This is a genomic window from Streptomyces sp. enrichment culture (assembly GCF_964272895.1).
In the GTDB taxonomy this organism is placed as follows: Bacteria; Actinomycetota; Actinomycetes; order Streptomycetales; family Streptomycetaceae; genus Streptomyces.
Map to the genome: position 1 here is coordinate 3,491,766 of NZ_OZ186832.1, position 12,449 is coordinate 3,504,214.

At 73.3% G+C, this 12,449-nt stretch carries 12 protein-coding genes; 4 read left to right on the plus strand and 8 right to left on the minus strand.

Annotation, left to right across the window (positions count from 1 at the left end; translation table 11 throughout):
- Positions 1-10: 10 nt before the first annotated feature.
- Positions 11-631, minus strand: coding sequence for a DinB family protein (locus ACSU6M_RS15730; protein WP_437070351.1), 621 nt, complete (start codon positions 629-631; stop codon positions 11-13).
- Between the two features lie 94 nt (positions 632-725).
- Complete coding sequence (locus tag ACSU6M_RS15735) at positions 726-1,067, minus strand: winged helix-turn-helix transcriptional regulator (protein WP_437070352.1); 342 nt, start codon at positions 1,065-1,067, stop codon at positions 726-728.
- A gap of 70 nt (positions 1,068-1,137) precedes the next feature.
- On the opposite strand from ACSU6M_RS15735, the gene ACSU6M_RS15740 reads away from it, so the two are divergent.
- Together ACSU6M_RS15740 and ACSU6M_RS15745 are read left to right on the plus strand one after the other, a co-directional pair.
- Positions 1,138-2,028: an NAD(P)-dependent oxidoreductase gene (locus ACSU6M_RS15740; RefSeq protein WP_437070353.1), complete on the plus strand. Its 891-nt coding sequence runs from the start codon at positions 1,138-1,140 to the stop codon at positions 2,026-2,028.
- A 196-nt stretch (positions 2,029-2,224) separates the two neighbouring features.
- Positions 2,225-3,052 (plus strand): nitroreductase/quinone reductase family protein, encoded by an 828-nt coding sequence (locus ACSU6M_RS15745; RefSeq protein ID WP_437070354.1) that lies wholly within the window; start codon positions 2,225-2,227, stop codon positions 3,050-3,052.
- A gap of 10 nt (positions 3,053-3,062) precedes the next feature.
- Here ACSU6M_RS15745 and ACSU6M_RS15750 read toward each other — a convergent pair whose 3' ends face one another.
- Both ACSU6M_RS15750 and ACSU6M_RS15755 read right to left on the minus strand, forming a co-directional pair.
- Positions 3,063-5,093, minus strand: a complete 2,031-nt coding sequence (locus ACSU6M_RS15750; protein ID WP_437070355.1) for a HelD family protein — start codon at positions 5,091-5,093, stop codon at positions 3,063-3,065.
- A gap of 170 nt (positions 5,094-5,263) precedes the next feature.
- Positions 5,264-5,881 carry a TetR family transcriptional regulator gene (locus ACSU6M_RS15755; RefSeq protein WP_437070356.1) on the minus strand — a complete coding sequence of 206 codons (618 nt, stop codon included), beginning with the start codon at positions 5,879-5,881 and terminating at the stop codon, positions 5,264-5,266.
- Positions 5,882-5,971: 90 nt separating this feature from the next.
- Here ACSU6M_RS15755 and ACSU6M_RS15760 point away from each other — a divergent pair, with 90 nt between their 5' ends.
- Positions 5,972-6,934 carry a zinc-binding dehydrogenase gene (locus ACSU6M_RS15760; protein WP_437070357.1) on the plus strand — a complete coding sequence of 321 codons (963 nt, stop codon included), beginning with the start codon at positions 5,972-5,974 and terminating at the stop codon, positions 6,932-6,934.
- A 34-nt stretch (positions 6,935-6,968) separates the two neighbouring features.
- Here ACSU6M_RS15760 and ACSU6M_RS15765 read toward each other — a convergent pair whose 3' ends face one another.
- The 4 genes from ACSU6M_RS15765 to ACSU6M_RS15780 form a co-directional block, all read right to left on the minus strand.
- Positions 6,969-9,164, minus strand: coding sequence for an aminoglycoside phosphotransferase family protein (locus ACSU6M_RS15765; protein WP_437070358.1), 2,196 nt, complete (start codon positions 9,162-9,164; stop codon positions 6,969-6,971).
- Positions 9,165-9,311: 147 nt separating this feature from the next.
- Positions 9,312-10,214 (minus strand): GntR family transcriptional regulator, encoded by a 903-nt coding sequence (locus ACSU6M_RS15770; RefSeq protein ID WP_437070359.1) that lies wholly within the window; start codon positions 10,212-10,214, stop codon positions 9,312-9,314.
- Positions 10,215-10,461: 247 nt separating this feature from the next.
- A complete protein-coding gene (locus tag ACSU6M_RS15775; protein ID WP_437070360.1) occupies positions 10,462-11,181 on the minus strand; it encodes an HAD family hydrolase in 720 nt (239 codons plus the stop codon).
- A gap of 8 nt (positions 11,182-11,189) precedes the next feature.
- A complete protein-coding gene (locus tag ACSU6M_RS15780) occupies positions 11,190-12,074 on the minus strand; it encodes a GntR family transcriptional regulator (RefSeq protein WP_437070361.1) in 885 nt (294 codons plus the stop codon).
- A 144-nt stretch (positions 12,075-12,218) separates the two neighbouring features.
- On the opposite strand from ACSU6M_RS15780, the gene ACSU6M_RS15785 reads away from it, so the two are divergent.
- Positions 12,219-12,407 carry a hypothetical protein gene (locus ACSU6M_RS15785; RefSeq protein ID WP_437070362.1) on the plus strand — a complete coding sequence of 63 codons (189 nt, stop codon included), beginning with the start codon at positions 12,219-12,221 and terminating at the stop codon, positions 12,405-12,407.
- The last annotated feature ends 42 nt before the right edge of the window (positions 12,408-12,449 follow it).

A 12,449-nucleotide genomic window follows, 5' to 3' on the forward strand; every position in this document is an offset into this window, starting at 1 on the left:
CTCCGGTGCGTCAGCCGCCCGCCTCCTGGCGGGCCTGGGCCTCCTTCGCCGCGGTCTCCAGGCGGGCCCGGTACTCCGACCACCAGGCGGGGTCCGTGGACGGGAGGCTGGTGTTGGTCTCGTTCACGCCGATGGTGCCGTCCAGGAGCTCGCGGAGGATGTCGGCGTGGCCCGCGTGGCGGTGGGTGTCGGCGATGACACGGACGACGGCGTGGTGCAGGGTGACCTCGTCCTTGCCGTCGGGCCACCACGGGACCTTGCCGACGGCGTCCAGCGGGAGCGCCTCGATCGTCGCGTCCGCGTGCGCCCACGCGCGGCGGTACAGCCCGACGAGGTCCTCCCGCGTCTCGTCGGCCGTGGCCCACATGTCGCCGTTGTCCTCGGCGGCGGCCTCCAGCCACGGCAGCGCCTCGCCGTGCGGCCGACCGAAGGTGTCGCCGAGGTAGCCCAGCTCCACGGTCGCCGCATGCTTGACCAGGCCCAGCAGATTGGTGCCGGTCGGCGTCATCGGGCGGCGGACGTCGTACTCGGTGAGGCCGTCCAGCTTCCACAGCAGCGCGTCGCGGGCGCTCTGGAGGTAGTGGCCGAGGGCGGCCTTGGGATCGGGGTCGGCGGGATTCACGAGGCTCATGAGGCCAGTGTGCCGTGCGGCGGCCGGCCTTCTACCCACTTTTTTGTGGGTACTTGGCAGCCGCCGCCCGCCGCGCGAGGCTGGACGCAGGTGATCAGGAAGCCGCCACCAGCCGCTCCAGGCGGCGGTGGCCCCAGTCGGAGAGGGGGGCGAGGGCCTCGGAGAGTTCACGGCCGAAGTCGGTCAGCGAGTACACCGTCTTCAGCGGCAGGACGTCGTACACCTCCCGGTGCACCAGACCGTCCTCCACCATCTCGCGCAGCGCCTGAGTCAGCACCTTCTCGGTGAGACCCGGCAGCCGCCGGCGCAGTTCGCCCGGCCGGTGCGGGCCGGACTCCAGCAGCCACAGCAGCGCGGTCTTCCACTTGCCGTCGATCACGGAGATCGCGGCGGTCACTCCACAGACGTTCGGGTCCTGGGCACGGCTGCGGGTCATTCTCGCCCCGTTTCTTGTGAGTTGTTCGTCTGTCCTGTCAATTGTGCTTGTTTTCGTCAGGGGTTGAAGCATGTCTGTCTACGAGGATCAGTCTGCCGTCACCGTCATCGGTCTGGGCCCGATGGGGCGCGCCCTGGCCGGGGCCTTCCTGGACGCCGGGCTGCGGACCACCGTCTGGAACCGCACCGCCGGGCGGGACACCGAGCTGGTGGCCCGCGGGGCGCTGCGCGCGGCTTCGGCGCGGGAGGCGGTCGCGGCGAGTCCGCTGACCGTGGTGTGCGTGGTGAACTACGACGCCGCGGACGCGGTGCTGCGGCAGGACGAGGTCGCCGCCGAGCTGAAGGGGCGCACGGTGGTGCAGCTCAGCGCCGACACCGCCGCTCGCGCCCGTGACCTCGGGGAATGGGCCGATCGGCACGGGATCCGGTATCTCGACGGGGCGATCATGACGGCCGCGCCGAGCATCGGCACCGACTCGGCGGTCTTCCTGTACTCCGGGCCGCTCGGGCTCTACGAGGAGGTGCGGGGCGTGCTGGACGCGCTCGGCGGGACGCACACGCACCTCGGTGAGGACATCGGGCGGGCCGCGGCGTACGACCTCGCGCTGCTCGACATCTTCTGGACGTCGATGTCCGGGTACGCGCACGCGCTCGCCCTGGCACAGGCCGAGGGCGTGACGCCGCGGGAGCTGGCGCGCTTCGCGCAGGGCATCGCGGCGATCCTGCCGCCGCTGTTCGAGGAGTTCGCGGCAGACGTGGAGGACGGGACGTACTCGGGGGAGATCAACCCGGTCACGTCCGCCGTCTCGACCATGTCCCACATCGTCCACGCCTCCGAGGCCCACGGGATCGACGCGAGCGTGATGCGGGCCACGGAGGGCCTGGCACGGCGGGTGATCGGGCTGGGGCACGGCCAGGACGGGTTCATGCGGGTGACGGAGCTGCTCGGTCGGCGGGGCTGAGGGCCGGCGAAAAGCCCTTGTCCGCCCGCGCCGCCCCCGGCTAGGTTCGGCGCATGACTGCCGGGTCGGCCGTGTGCCGCGAGCGAGTTGGGTGTTGCCCGGCCTCTGAGTGAGGCCGGTGCGGGCCAGGGGCCCGCCGTCTCCGTCTCTCCTCCGTGTCCCTGAGAAACGAAGCGAGCGACAGAGAAAGCGACGTATGCCCAACGATTTCAATCAGCGTGTCATCGACGAGTTCCGGGCCCGCCACGGCCGGGTCGGCGGACCCTTCGAGGGCGGCCGGCTGCTGCTGCTGACCACCACGGGCGCCCGCAGCGGGCGCCCGCACACCACACCGGTCGGCTATCTGCCCGACGGAGGCGAGCGGGTCCTGGTGATCGCCTCCGCCGGGGGCGCCCCGCACCACCCGGACTGGTACCACAACCTGCTCGCCCATCCCGAAGTGACCGTCGAGACCGGCACGTTCACCTACCGGGCGCGGGCAGTGCCGCTCACCGGCGCGGAGCGGGACCGGGCCTTCGCGCGGGCCGTGGAGGCGGAGCCGGGCTGGGCGGAGTACCAGGAGAAGGCCGGCCGTACGATCCCGGTGGTCGCCCTGCACGAGATCGCCGGGGACGGGCCGCCGGAGATCAACGCGGAGTCCTTCGCGGACGCGGTCAAGGTCGTCCATGACGCCTTCCGGCAGGAACTGGCCCTGCTCCGCAAGGAGATGAGCCAGGCGGGGCCGGGCCTGGGCGCTCAGCTGCGGGTCAACTGCCTCACCTTCTGCCACGGCCTGCACAACCACCACACGGGCGAGGACCTCGGTCTCTTCCCGTTCATCGCGGACCGCCATCCGCAGGCCGCGGCGGCCCTGGAACGGCTCCGCGCGGAGCACGAGCGGATCGCCGCGCTCGTGGAGGAGCTGCGGGCGGCGGTCGACGGCGGGGACACGGCGACGGCCCGCGCCGAGGTCGAGCGGCTGACCCTGGAGCTGGAGGCCCATCTGACGTACGAGGAGGAGCAGTTGATCCCCTTGCTGGCCTAGGGGGTGTCGGCTAGAAGGGGAGCGGCCGGGCGTGGATCACGTCCAGGCTCGACACCGCGCGGGTCAGGACGACGTAGAGGCGGTGCCGGCCGCGTTCCCCGGACTCGGCGATCGTGGCCGGTTCCACGACGACGACATGGTCGTACTCCAGGCCCTTGACGAGGTCGGCGGGGACGAGGGTCAGGCGGGCGCCCGGTTCGTCCGGGCCGGAGGGCTCCAGCCCGGCCGCGGTCAGGGCCGTGCGCAGGCGGGGCACATCGGTGGCGTCGGCCACCACGCCGACCGAGCCCTCGCGGGTGAGGGCCTCGCGCACGGCCCCGACCACCTCGGCGGACAGGCCCGCGGCCGGGGCCGGGCTCAGCCGCAGCCGGCCGTCGGGGCGCAGCGAGCGGGCCGGGGGGACGTCGACGTCCAGGTGGGGCAGGAGGCGGTTGGCCAGCTCCACGACCTGCGCGGGCACCCGGAAGCCGGTGGTGAGGGGGACCACGACGGCGTCCGGCCTGCCCAGGTGGGCCAGTTGCGCGCGCCAGTCGCGGGCGGCCCACGCCGTGGTGCCCTGGGCCAGGTCGCCCAGGACGGTGAGGGAGCCGAACCGGGCCCGGCGGGCGATGGCGCGGCACTCCATCGGGGAGAGGTCCTGGGCCTCGTCGACGACGATGTGGCCGTAGGACTCGGGGTGGGCCAGGAGTCCGGACAGCTCGTCCAGCAGGACCAGGTCCGCGGCCGACCAGCGGGCCGACTTCCAGGACCGCGGGGGCCGCGGCCACAGCAGGGTCCGCTGTTCGCCGGGCGTGAGCAGGCCGTCGGCCGCGCGGGCGAGGGTGCCGGGGTCGGTGAGGAGGGCGGTCAGGACCTCCTCCGGGCGGACCCGGGGCCACAGGGCGTCCAGGTGGGGGCGGGCGGCTCGTTCCACCCGGCGGGTCCAGGCGGCCGGGCGAGGGCCCGAGCGGCGTTCGGCCCGGTCCTGCAGGGCGCGTACGACACGGGCCAGGACGCGTTCCCGGCCGGTGTCGTAGGGCAGGTTCTCGGCGCGGACGCCGGTCACGATCTCCCGCAGGTCGTCCGCGTCCAGATGCAGGCGGCCCGCGTCCTCACGGATGGTCAGGGCACTCGCCGCGGCCGGGGTCACCCGCGCGTACAGGGCCCGGCGCAGCACCTCGGCCATGCGCGGGTCGTGCTTGAGCCGGGCCGTGGCGTCCTCGTCGCCGCCGGTCGCCGGGTGGCGGGCGATCTCCTCCAGGAGCGTGCACTGGCGTACGCCGGTCTCGCCGAGGGAGGGCAGCACCTCGGCGATGTAGGTGAGGAAGGTGCGGTGGGGGCCGAGGATCAGCAGGCCGCCCCGCTGGACCCGCCGCGGGTGGGTGTAGAGGAGGTAGGCCGCCCGGTGCAGGCCCACCGCGGTCTTGCCGGTGCCGGGGGCGCCCTGCACGCAGAGGGAGACGGTGAGGCCGGCGCGCACCAGGTCGTCCTGCTCGGGCTGGATGGTGGCGGCGATGTCCCGCATCGGGCCGACGCGGGGGCGTTCGATCTCGCGGGCCACGATCGCGCTGGTGCGGTCCTCGCCGGCCGCCAGGTGCTCGTCCTCCAGGCCGGTCAGGTCGGCGCTGTCGCCGCGGCTGCCGGGGGCCCAGCCGAAGCGGCGGCGGACCGCCACGCCCTGCGGGTCGCGGGCGCTCGCCTGGTAGAAGGCGCGGGAGACGGGGGCGCGCCAGTCCACCACGAGGGGCGGGGCCGCCGGGTCCTCGCTGATCCGCAGCCGGCCCACGTGGTAGCGCTGGCCGGTGTGGTCGCCGGCGTCCGCGCCGAAGTCGAGGCGGCCGAAGAACAGCGGGCCCTCGGGCAGTTCGCGCAGCGCCTTCGCCTGGCTGCGCAGCCGGAAGCCGAGCACTTCCGCGTCGGCGCCGGAGGCGGAGACGTTCTCGCCGACGACGACCTGGTCGTCGGCGTCCTCGGCCATCGCGGCCAGCGCGGCCCGGCAGGCGTCGTGGTGGGCGCGCTCGAGGGACAGGGCACGGGTGAGGGCGGGGTCGGCCGTGGTCATGCGGACCAGCGTACCCACTTTTCGTTACTCGGTTAAATTTTTTACTCGGTCACGTCCAGATCTCCGCCCGGCCGCGGCTCCTTCGCTCCCGCCCGCCCGGCCGCGGCTCCGTCACTCCCGCCCGCCCGGGCCGCGGCTCCGTCACCCCCGTCCGCCCGGCCGCGGCTCCGTCACCCCCCTCCACCCAGCTCCGGCAACCCCCGCTCCAGCCGCCCGAACGCCCGCTCGGCCGCCGCCACCGCCCGCGGCAGCAGGTCCGCCGCCTTCTCCCCCGCCGCGATCCGCCGCCAGTTGTCCATGGCCAGCACCCGCTGTACGGCGGCGATCTGCCCGGCCGCCAGACGGGCGTCCAGGTCCCCGCCGAGCGCCTCGGCGAGCCGGGCCTCGGCGCGCTCCTGGTGGCCGTGGGCGCGGGCGACCAGGGAGGGGGTGCCGTAGAGCAGGCGGTGGAAGGCGAGCACCTCCGGGTCGTCGTTCAGACCGGTGACCGGGTCGAAGCGGGCGAGCCCGTCCAGGAAGTTCCGGCGCAGCGCGGCCAGCGGGGCCTCGGGGTGCCCGGCGGCGATCCGCGCGGCCTCTTCCTCGTGGTCGGCGATGCGGTGCAGGACGAGGTCCTCCTTCGCCGGGAAGTAGCGGAACAGCGTCGGCTTGGAGATCTGCGCGGCGGCGGCCACCTCCGCCACGGACACCGCGTCGAAGCCCTTCTCCAGGAACAGCCGCACCGCGATGTCCGAGACCTCGCGGTACATCCGCTGCCTCTTGCGCTCGCGCAGCCCCATCTCACCCATGCGCAGAGCCTACGGCGGCCCTTGACCTCAAGTGCGCTTGAGGACGAAGACTGCCGGTGACAGCAGAAACGATCTTGTCCTGGGGGAGTCATGCGCGCGGTGCAGGTGACGGAGTTCGGCGGTCCGGAGGTCCTGGTGCCGGTGGAGGTGGCGGATCCGGAGCCGGGGGCGGGTGAGGTGCTGATCGACGTCGCGTACGCCGACACGATCTTCCTGGAGACGCAGCTGCGGGCGGGCTGGGGGCAGGAGTACTTCCCCGTGCGGCCGCCCTACGTTCCCGGAGGCGGTGTCGTCGGGGTGGTGCGGGCGCTGGGCGCGGGGGTCGCGCAGGAGTGGCGGGGGCGTCGGGTCGCCGCGTTCGTCACCGGCAGCTATGCCGAACGGGCGGTGGCGCCGGTGGACGCCCTGTCCGTCGTACCGGACGCGCTGGAGCCCCGCCTCGCGGCCGCCCTGGTCCACGACGGGGTGACCGCCTCCGGGGTCGTCGAACAGGTCGGTGTGGCCGCCGGTGACCGGGTGCTGATCCTCGGCGCGTCCGGCGGCATGGGCACCCTGCTGGTCCAGCTGGCCCGCGCCCGAGGGGCCCATGTCGTGGCGCCGGCGCGGGGCGAGGCCAAGCGGGCGCTGGTGCGGGAGCTCGGCGCGCACGAGAGCGTCGAGCTCGCCGCCACCGACTGGCCGCAGCGGGCCCGCGCCGCGCTCGGCGGTGCCGCGGACGTCGTCCTGGACGGTGTCGGCGGCACCCTCGGCGCCACCGCCTTCGCCCTCACCGCCGACGGCGGCCGCTTCTCCGCCCACGGCGCGCCCAGCGGCGGCTTCGCCCCGGTCGACGCGGAGGAGGCCCAGCGCCGCGGTATCCGGCTGTCCGGCATCCAGGACTACCAGTACGGCCCCGCCGAGGTGCGCCGGCTGACCGCCGCCGCCTTCGCGGAGGCGGCCGCGGGGCGGTTGCGGCCGGTGATCGGCGGGGTGTTCCCGCTGGACCGGGCGGCCGACGCCCATACGGCGATCGAGGGGCGGGGGCTGCTGGGGAAGGTCGTGCTGAAGGTGTGAGCCCGGCCGGCAGACGCCAGCCGCCGGACGGGGCTTAGGCCAGCGCGCGGACCAGATGGCGGTTGGCGGCCCGGCCCAGCGGCAGGCCGAGCGCGGCGATCGCGGCGGCCATGGTCATACCGTACGAGTCCACCGCGCGGCGCACGTTGGGGGCGTCCAGGCCGGCTCCCGTGACCAGCCGGTCGAGGTCGATGTACGCCGAGCGCACGATCTCGATCCGGCGGTAGACCTGCCAGTCCCGCCGCCAGTCGACCGTGTACGCGGCGGGCAGCGCGCGCTCCCAGCGGCGCAGCATCCGGTCGCGGATCTCCGGGCGGGTCGGGGTCAGGTGCATGTGCCGCACCAGGTCGTAGAGGGGGTCGCCGACCACGGCCAGCTCCCAGTCGATGAGGGTGAGCGCCAGCCGGTCGTCGCGGCGGACCAGGTTCCACGGGTTCAGGTCGCCGTGCAGCAGGGCGGGCCGGCGGTGGCTCACCCGGTGGCGGCCGAGCATCTGCGCCAGCCGGTCGGCGTCGGGCAGCCCGAGGAAGCGGGCCAGCTGCTGCGACTCCTTGGGCAGCTCGGCGACCAGCTCGACCAGCTGGCCGCTCAGCCAGGTGGAGAAGCGGCCCTCACCGGCCGCCGGGTCCACCTGGTGGTAGTCCACCCTCGTCAGCGCGCACAGCTGGTCGACGAGCCGGTCGGCCTCGCGCGGCAGCAGGCCGTGCACCGGGTGGACGGGGGGCTGGTCGATGTCGTCGGGCCCCTCGTAGGTGTGGATGGCGAACGCGTCCGTGCCGTTGCTGCGGCCCAGCGCCAGCACTCGGGGCGCCGCCACCTCCACCCCCGCGGACTCGATCGCCCGCAGCACGGCGTGCTCGCTGAGGAAGCTGCGCTCGCGGCGCAGCACATGGGCCGCCTTGCGCCGCACCACCACGGGGAAGCCGACGCCGGCCACCCGGACGACGGAGTTCAGGTGGGCGGTGCCCTTGAACACCCGGCCGGCCGGGGCGGCGCCCTCGGCGACCAGCGCCCGGTGCACCGCGGACGGCGGGAAGTCGGGGCGCTGGGGCACCCGCCGGTCCATGGACCACGGGATGTGCCGGGCGCCCAGGGCCCAGCCGCGCCCGGTGCCGTCGCCACGGGAGGCACGCCACCGGGAGAGGATCCGGGCGGTCTCGTCCTGGTCCGGCACATTCCTGAGCCCGAGGGGCGCCTCGGCCGCCGCCAGGGCCCGGCACACCCGTTCCGTCGCCCGGTCCAGGCTCCGCTGGTCGAAGGACTCCTCCAGCGACTTCGCGGCCCGCATCACATCCGGGTACACCGACTGGGCCCGCTCGAAGGCGATGTAGTGCTCCAGGTCCTTGCCCAGGCCGTTGACCGCCGCCGGGCGCAGCTCGCGCATGGCGTCCGCCCACAGGTCGATCACCCGCGGCCACTGTGCGGCGGGGTAGTGCATCCGGACCAGATGGGTGGCGAGGTCGTGCAGCGGGTCGCCGTAGGTCGCCAGTTCCCAGTCGATGCAGATGACGGGTGGATCGCCCTCGTAGGACATGATCAGGTTGTCGCGGTGCAGATCGCCGTGGAGGAGGCTGTAGGGGCGGCGGGCCATGGACGGGATCCGCTCGCCGAGGCGCAGCAGGGCGTCCTCGGGGATGCCGAGCGCCTTGAAGAGCCCTCCGAAGGCGGGCCAGTTGGCCTGCCGGATCTGGCGGTCCGCGGTGTGCGCCAGCGCCTGGAGGAACGCCCGGCTGTCGGTGTAGTTGCCCGGCCAGCCCGGCGGCAGCGGGGGCAGGGCGGAGCGGCGCACCTGGGTCAGCCGGGCGAGCAGTTCGGCCAGCGTCTTCATCAGCCGGGGCGCGACGGGCTTGCCGTTGCCGCAGAGGCTGGACAGCGGGACGCCCTCCACATAGCTGTGGACGGCGTAGCCGTCGCCGGTCACCAGGCACTGGGGCACATTGGGCAGCACGGCCCGTACGGCGGTCAGGATCCGCGCCTCATCGCGCCAGGTCCTGATCACCACGGGCAGGGTCTCGGCGCGCGGCACGCGCACGGTGACGGTGGTGCCGGGCGCCCGGCCCAGCAGGCGGGCCGTCCGTTCCGTCAGCGGCACGGCGTAGTTGTGGTTGTGGTGCCCGCTGCTGGCGTGTCCCCGGGCCGCGGCGTCGGCGACGAACGCGCCGAAGACGTCCTGGCCGTCGGCGGCGGGGCGGCCCCGCAGCGGAAGCACGGGAACGGGGGGTGCGCCCACTTGGCCACTCCGGGGGACTCGCAGGACGACGGACGGGATCTGCGGCGGAGCCGCAGCCGATACTGCGAACGACCGGGGGCGTGGTCGAGTAAGCCGGGCGGAGTGTCTGCCACTCTTCCGCCTGAAGCCGTTCGAGGTCCGGGCAGGCTAGCGCACGGCGCGCTCCTCCTCCGGGTCCTCCTCGGAGAGCAGCCGCCACACCGAGTCGAACCAGGACTGCATGCTGGCCACGAACACCGACCCCGGCGAGTCGGGGTCGCCGTCCTTGACGTGGTGGGTGAGGGTCGCGCCGAGCCCGAGGACGTCGAGGGCAGTGACCACGCCCTCGTCCAGGGCGAGGGGCCGTTCCACCACCTCGTAGGGGCCGTGCAGCACCTCGTCGCCGTTGAACAGGTAGAGCTTGAAGGCGGGGGCGAGCGGGGCGTGGCGGACCCGGACGTCGACCTCCGGCACCAGCTGTTCGGTGCCGAGCTCCAGCAGCGCGCCGCGCAGCGACTCCGTGTGGCGGGCGGTGATCCGGTGCAGCCGCTCCAGCAGCCGGGTGTCGCGGCGGTCGTCCTTGACCCGGGGGTAGGGCAGCGGGATCTCCGGCGAGGGCAGCAGCATGCGCAGGGCGATGCGCTGCGGGGCGATGTAGCCGCGGCGGATGCGCTCCACCTGCAGGCGCAGATGCGGGTCGAGGGTCTCCGAGGTGAGGGTGTAAACGTCCAGCGTCACCTCGGGCTTCTCGAACGCCTCGCTGATCAGCGGGCCGAGGGTGACGCCGCGGCGGGAGCGGGTGGCGCGGGCCGTCGAGGACTGGATGCGCTGGGTCCTGATCACCCGTGAGCCGCTGCCGCGGCGGGACTTGATCCAGCCCTCGTCGGACAGATCGCGCAGGGCCCGCTGGACGGTGTCCCGCGAGACACCGAACTCCTCGGCGAGATCACGCTGGGACGGCAGGAACGACCGGATGGGATAGGTCCCGTCGGTGATCCGCGACCGCAGCTCGTCGGAGACGCGCTGGAACTCCCGGCCGCCGCCGTCTCCGCCGCCCTGCTGGTCGCCCACCCCCCGACCGTACCGCTTCCGGTCCACCGGCACACCGGTACCGGTCAACCTCCGGCCACCTGACCGCAGTTGGCCGGGTTTCGGCCGCCCGGCCCTGATTAGGGATCAGTCACCGCGGGGACACCACCTTCAATCAACCCGTCCAATTGGACGGCTACTTGACCGCTTCACGGGGAGTGGAAGGGATGTGGGGGACATGCGGGTACGGCGGTCACCGGCGTCAGGCGGGCGAGCGCGTTCACCGTCGTCAGGCGGGCGAGCGCAGTGCCGTCAGGACGGGCTCCAGGGAGCTGACGACCGTGGTGGCGCCGGCGTCCCGCAGCAGCTTCTCCTTGCGCGGGTTGCGCGCGTAGCCGAGGAACGGGACGCCCGCCCGCCGGGCGGCGAGGAGATCGGTGGCGGCGTCGCCGATCATCAGGGCGTCCCCGGGTGCCGCGCCCGTGGCGTTCAGCGCCCGGTGCAGACAGTGCGGGTGGGGCTTGAGGAGGTGGAGGTCGGTGGTGCGGCCGTAGATGTGCGGGGTGAAGCAGCGGGCGAGGCCGCGGTCCTCCAGGTAGGAGCGGACCACGCCGGGCGAGTTGTTGGTGGTGACGGCCAGCCGGACGCCGACGGCCGTCCAGGTGCGTATCAGCGGGTCCGCGTAGGCGGTGGGCATCGCCGTCGGCGCGGCACGCAGCTCGTGCTGGGTGAGGCGTTCCTCCAGCTCCACGACGAGGTCGCTGCCCGGGCGTCTGCGGTCCACGGCCCGCAGCACGACGACCGGGTCCAGTGAGTCCCGTTCGGTGGCGGTCAGGAGCTCCCGCAGCCCCTGCCCCTCCAGCCACTCCACCAGGTCCCCGGCCACCTTCTCCGCCGAGTGCCCGGCGAACAGGCCGCAGATCGGCCCGTCGAAGTCCCAGAGCACCACCCGCGCACGTCCGACCGTCTCCCGCAGCCGTCGGAGGTCGCTCTCAGTCCGCGTCGTCAAGGAAGTCACTAGGAGAGTGTCAGGTCCGTGGTGATGGTTTCCCAGAGGGCGTCGAACCACAGCTGCGACTGTTCGACGAATGCCTGGTCCTGATGTCCGCGGCGCTTCTCGAAGCAGAACAACAGCGATTCGGTGCCGAGCACGTCGTACATGTCGAGGGTCTCGCCGTCCGTGGTCTCCTCGCGGCGGGCCACCATGTAGTACGCGAACAGGGCCTCGGTGCCGTTGAGGACGTACAGCTTGGACGGCGGGGTGAAGGGCAGCGCGCGGAAGGTGACACGCACGTCGATGCCGTGGGTGGCGCGCAGGGCCTGGAGGTTGTGGCGCAGCACGTGTCCCTGGGCGTTGCGCTGGGCGAGCCAGCGCTCGTGCACCGGGTCCTCGTCGTCGCCGCTGCGGGTGTCGACCGGGACCGGGAAGGCGAGGTTGATCTTCCGGGAGGGCAGCAGGATGCGGACGTCGATGGACTCGGGGCGGACGCGGCCCTCGTGGATGCGGCGCAGGGGTTCGCCGAGGGCCAGCATCAGCGTCTCGGCGGTGAGACAGGCGGCGTCGATGCGGACCTGGCGGGCGGAGAACGCCTCGATCAGGCGCGGGGCGAGGGCGACCATGGTCGGCTGCGGCTCGGCCTGCGCACGGGCGGGCTCGGCGATGCGCGGGGGGCTGCCCTTGCTCACATTGCTGAGCAGGCCGTCCTCCTGGAGGGCACGCAGCGCCTGGCGGACCGTGCCGCGCTCCACGCCGAACTCCTCGGCCAGCTCGGCCTGGGTCTTCAGGCGGTCGCCCGCCTTGAGTTCGCCGGTCCGGATCCGCTCGCGCAGAGTGTCGGCTATCTCCTGGGGCGTGAGCCTTCTGCTGCCGTTCACTGCCACGTTCTCCTGAGTCACGACCAAACGCTACAACTCTGATCCATCTATGGGGAGTTACCGGGAAGTTGTTTATGAGTATCGACCAAGTGGGGACAACTTATTCAGAGTTGGTCACCAACTTGGCCAAGTTGGCGGAAGCTTTGCCTCCTGCCCGAAGGGGGAACCACCGTGCCCGTCCTCGCACTCTTCTCCGCGGTGTTCGTCATCGCCCTTGAGCAGCTCGTCCAGTCCAGGTACGGCACCACCGGCATCATCGGGCTGCTCCTGCTCACCATCGGCCTGAAGGCCAGGAACCCCGCCGTCAGCTCCGTCGGCGCGGCGGTTCTCGCCCTGAGAGTGAACAGCCCCGCGGTCTGATCGCGGGGCACAACTTCCGGCCATCTCCACGCACTTCACAAC

Excerpts from the sequence above, each read along its gene's own strand:
- ACSU6M_RS15730 (WP_437070351.1), bottom strand. The coding sequence starts at position 631 with ATGAGCCTCGTGAATCCCGCCGACCCCGATCCCAAGGCCGCCCTCGGC.
- ACSU6M_RS15735 (WP_437070352.1), bottom strand. The coding sequence starts at position 1,067 with ATGACCCGCAGCCGTGCCCAGGACCCGAACGTCTGTGGAGTGACCGCC.
- ACSU6M_RS15740 (WP_437070353.1), top strand. The coding sequence starts at position 1,138 with ATGTCTGTCTACGAGGATCAGTCTGCCGTCACCGTCATCGGTCTGGGC.
- ACSU6M_RS15745 (WP_437070354.1), top strand. The coding sequence starts at position 2,225 with ATGCCCAACGATTTCAATCAGCGTGTCATCGACGAGTTCCGGGCCCGC.
- ACSU6M_RS15750 (WP_437070355.1), bottom strand. The coding sequence starts at position 5,093 with ATGACCACGGCCGACCCCGCCCTCACCCGTGCCCTGTCCCTCGAGCGC.
- ACSU6M_RS15755 (WP_437070356.1), bottom strand. The coding sequence starts at position 5,881 with ATGGGTGAGATGGGGCTGCGCGAGCGCAAGAGGCAGCGGATGTACCGC.
- ACSU6M_RS15760 (WP_437070357.1), top strand. The coding sequence starts at position 5,972 with ATGCGCGCGGTGCAGGTGACGGAGTTCGGCGGTCCGGAGGTCCTGGTG.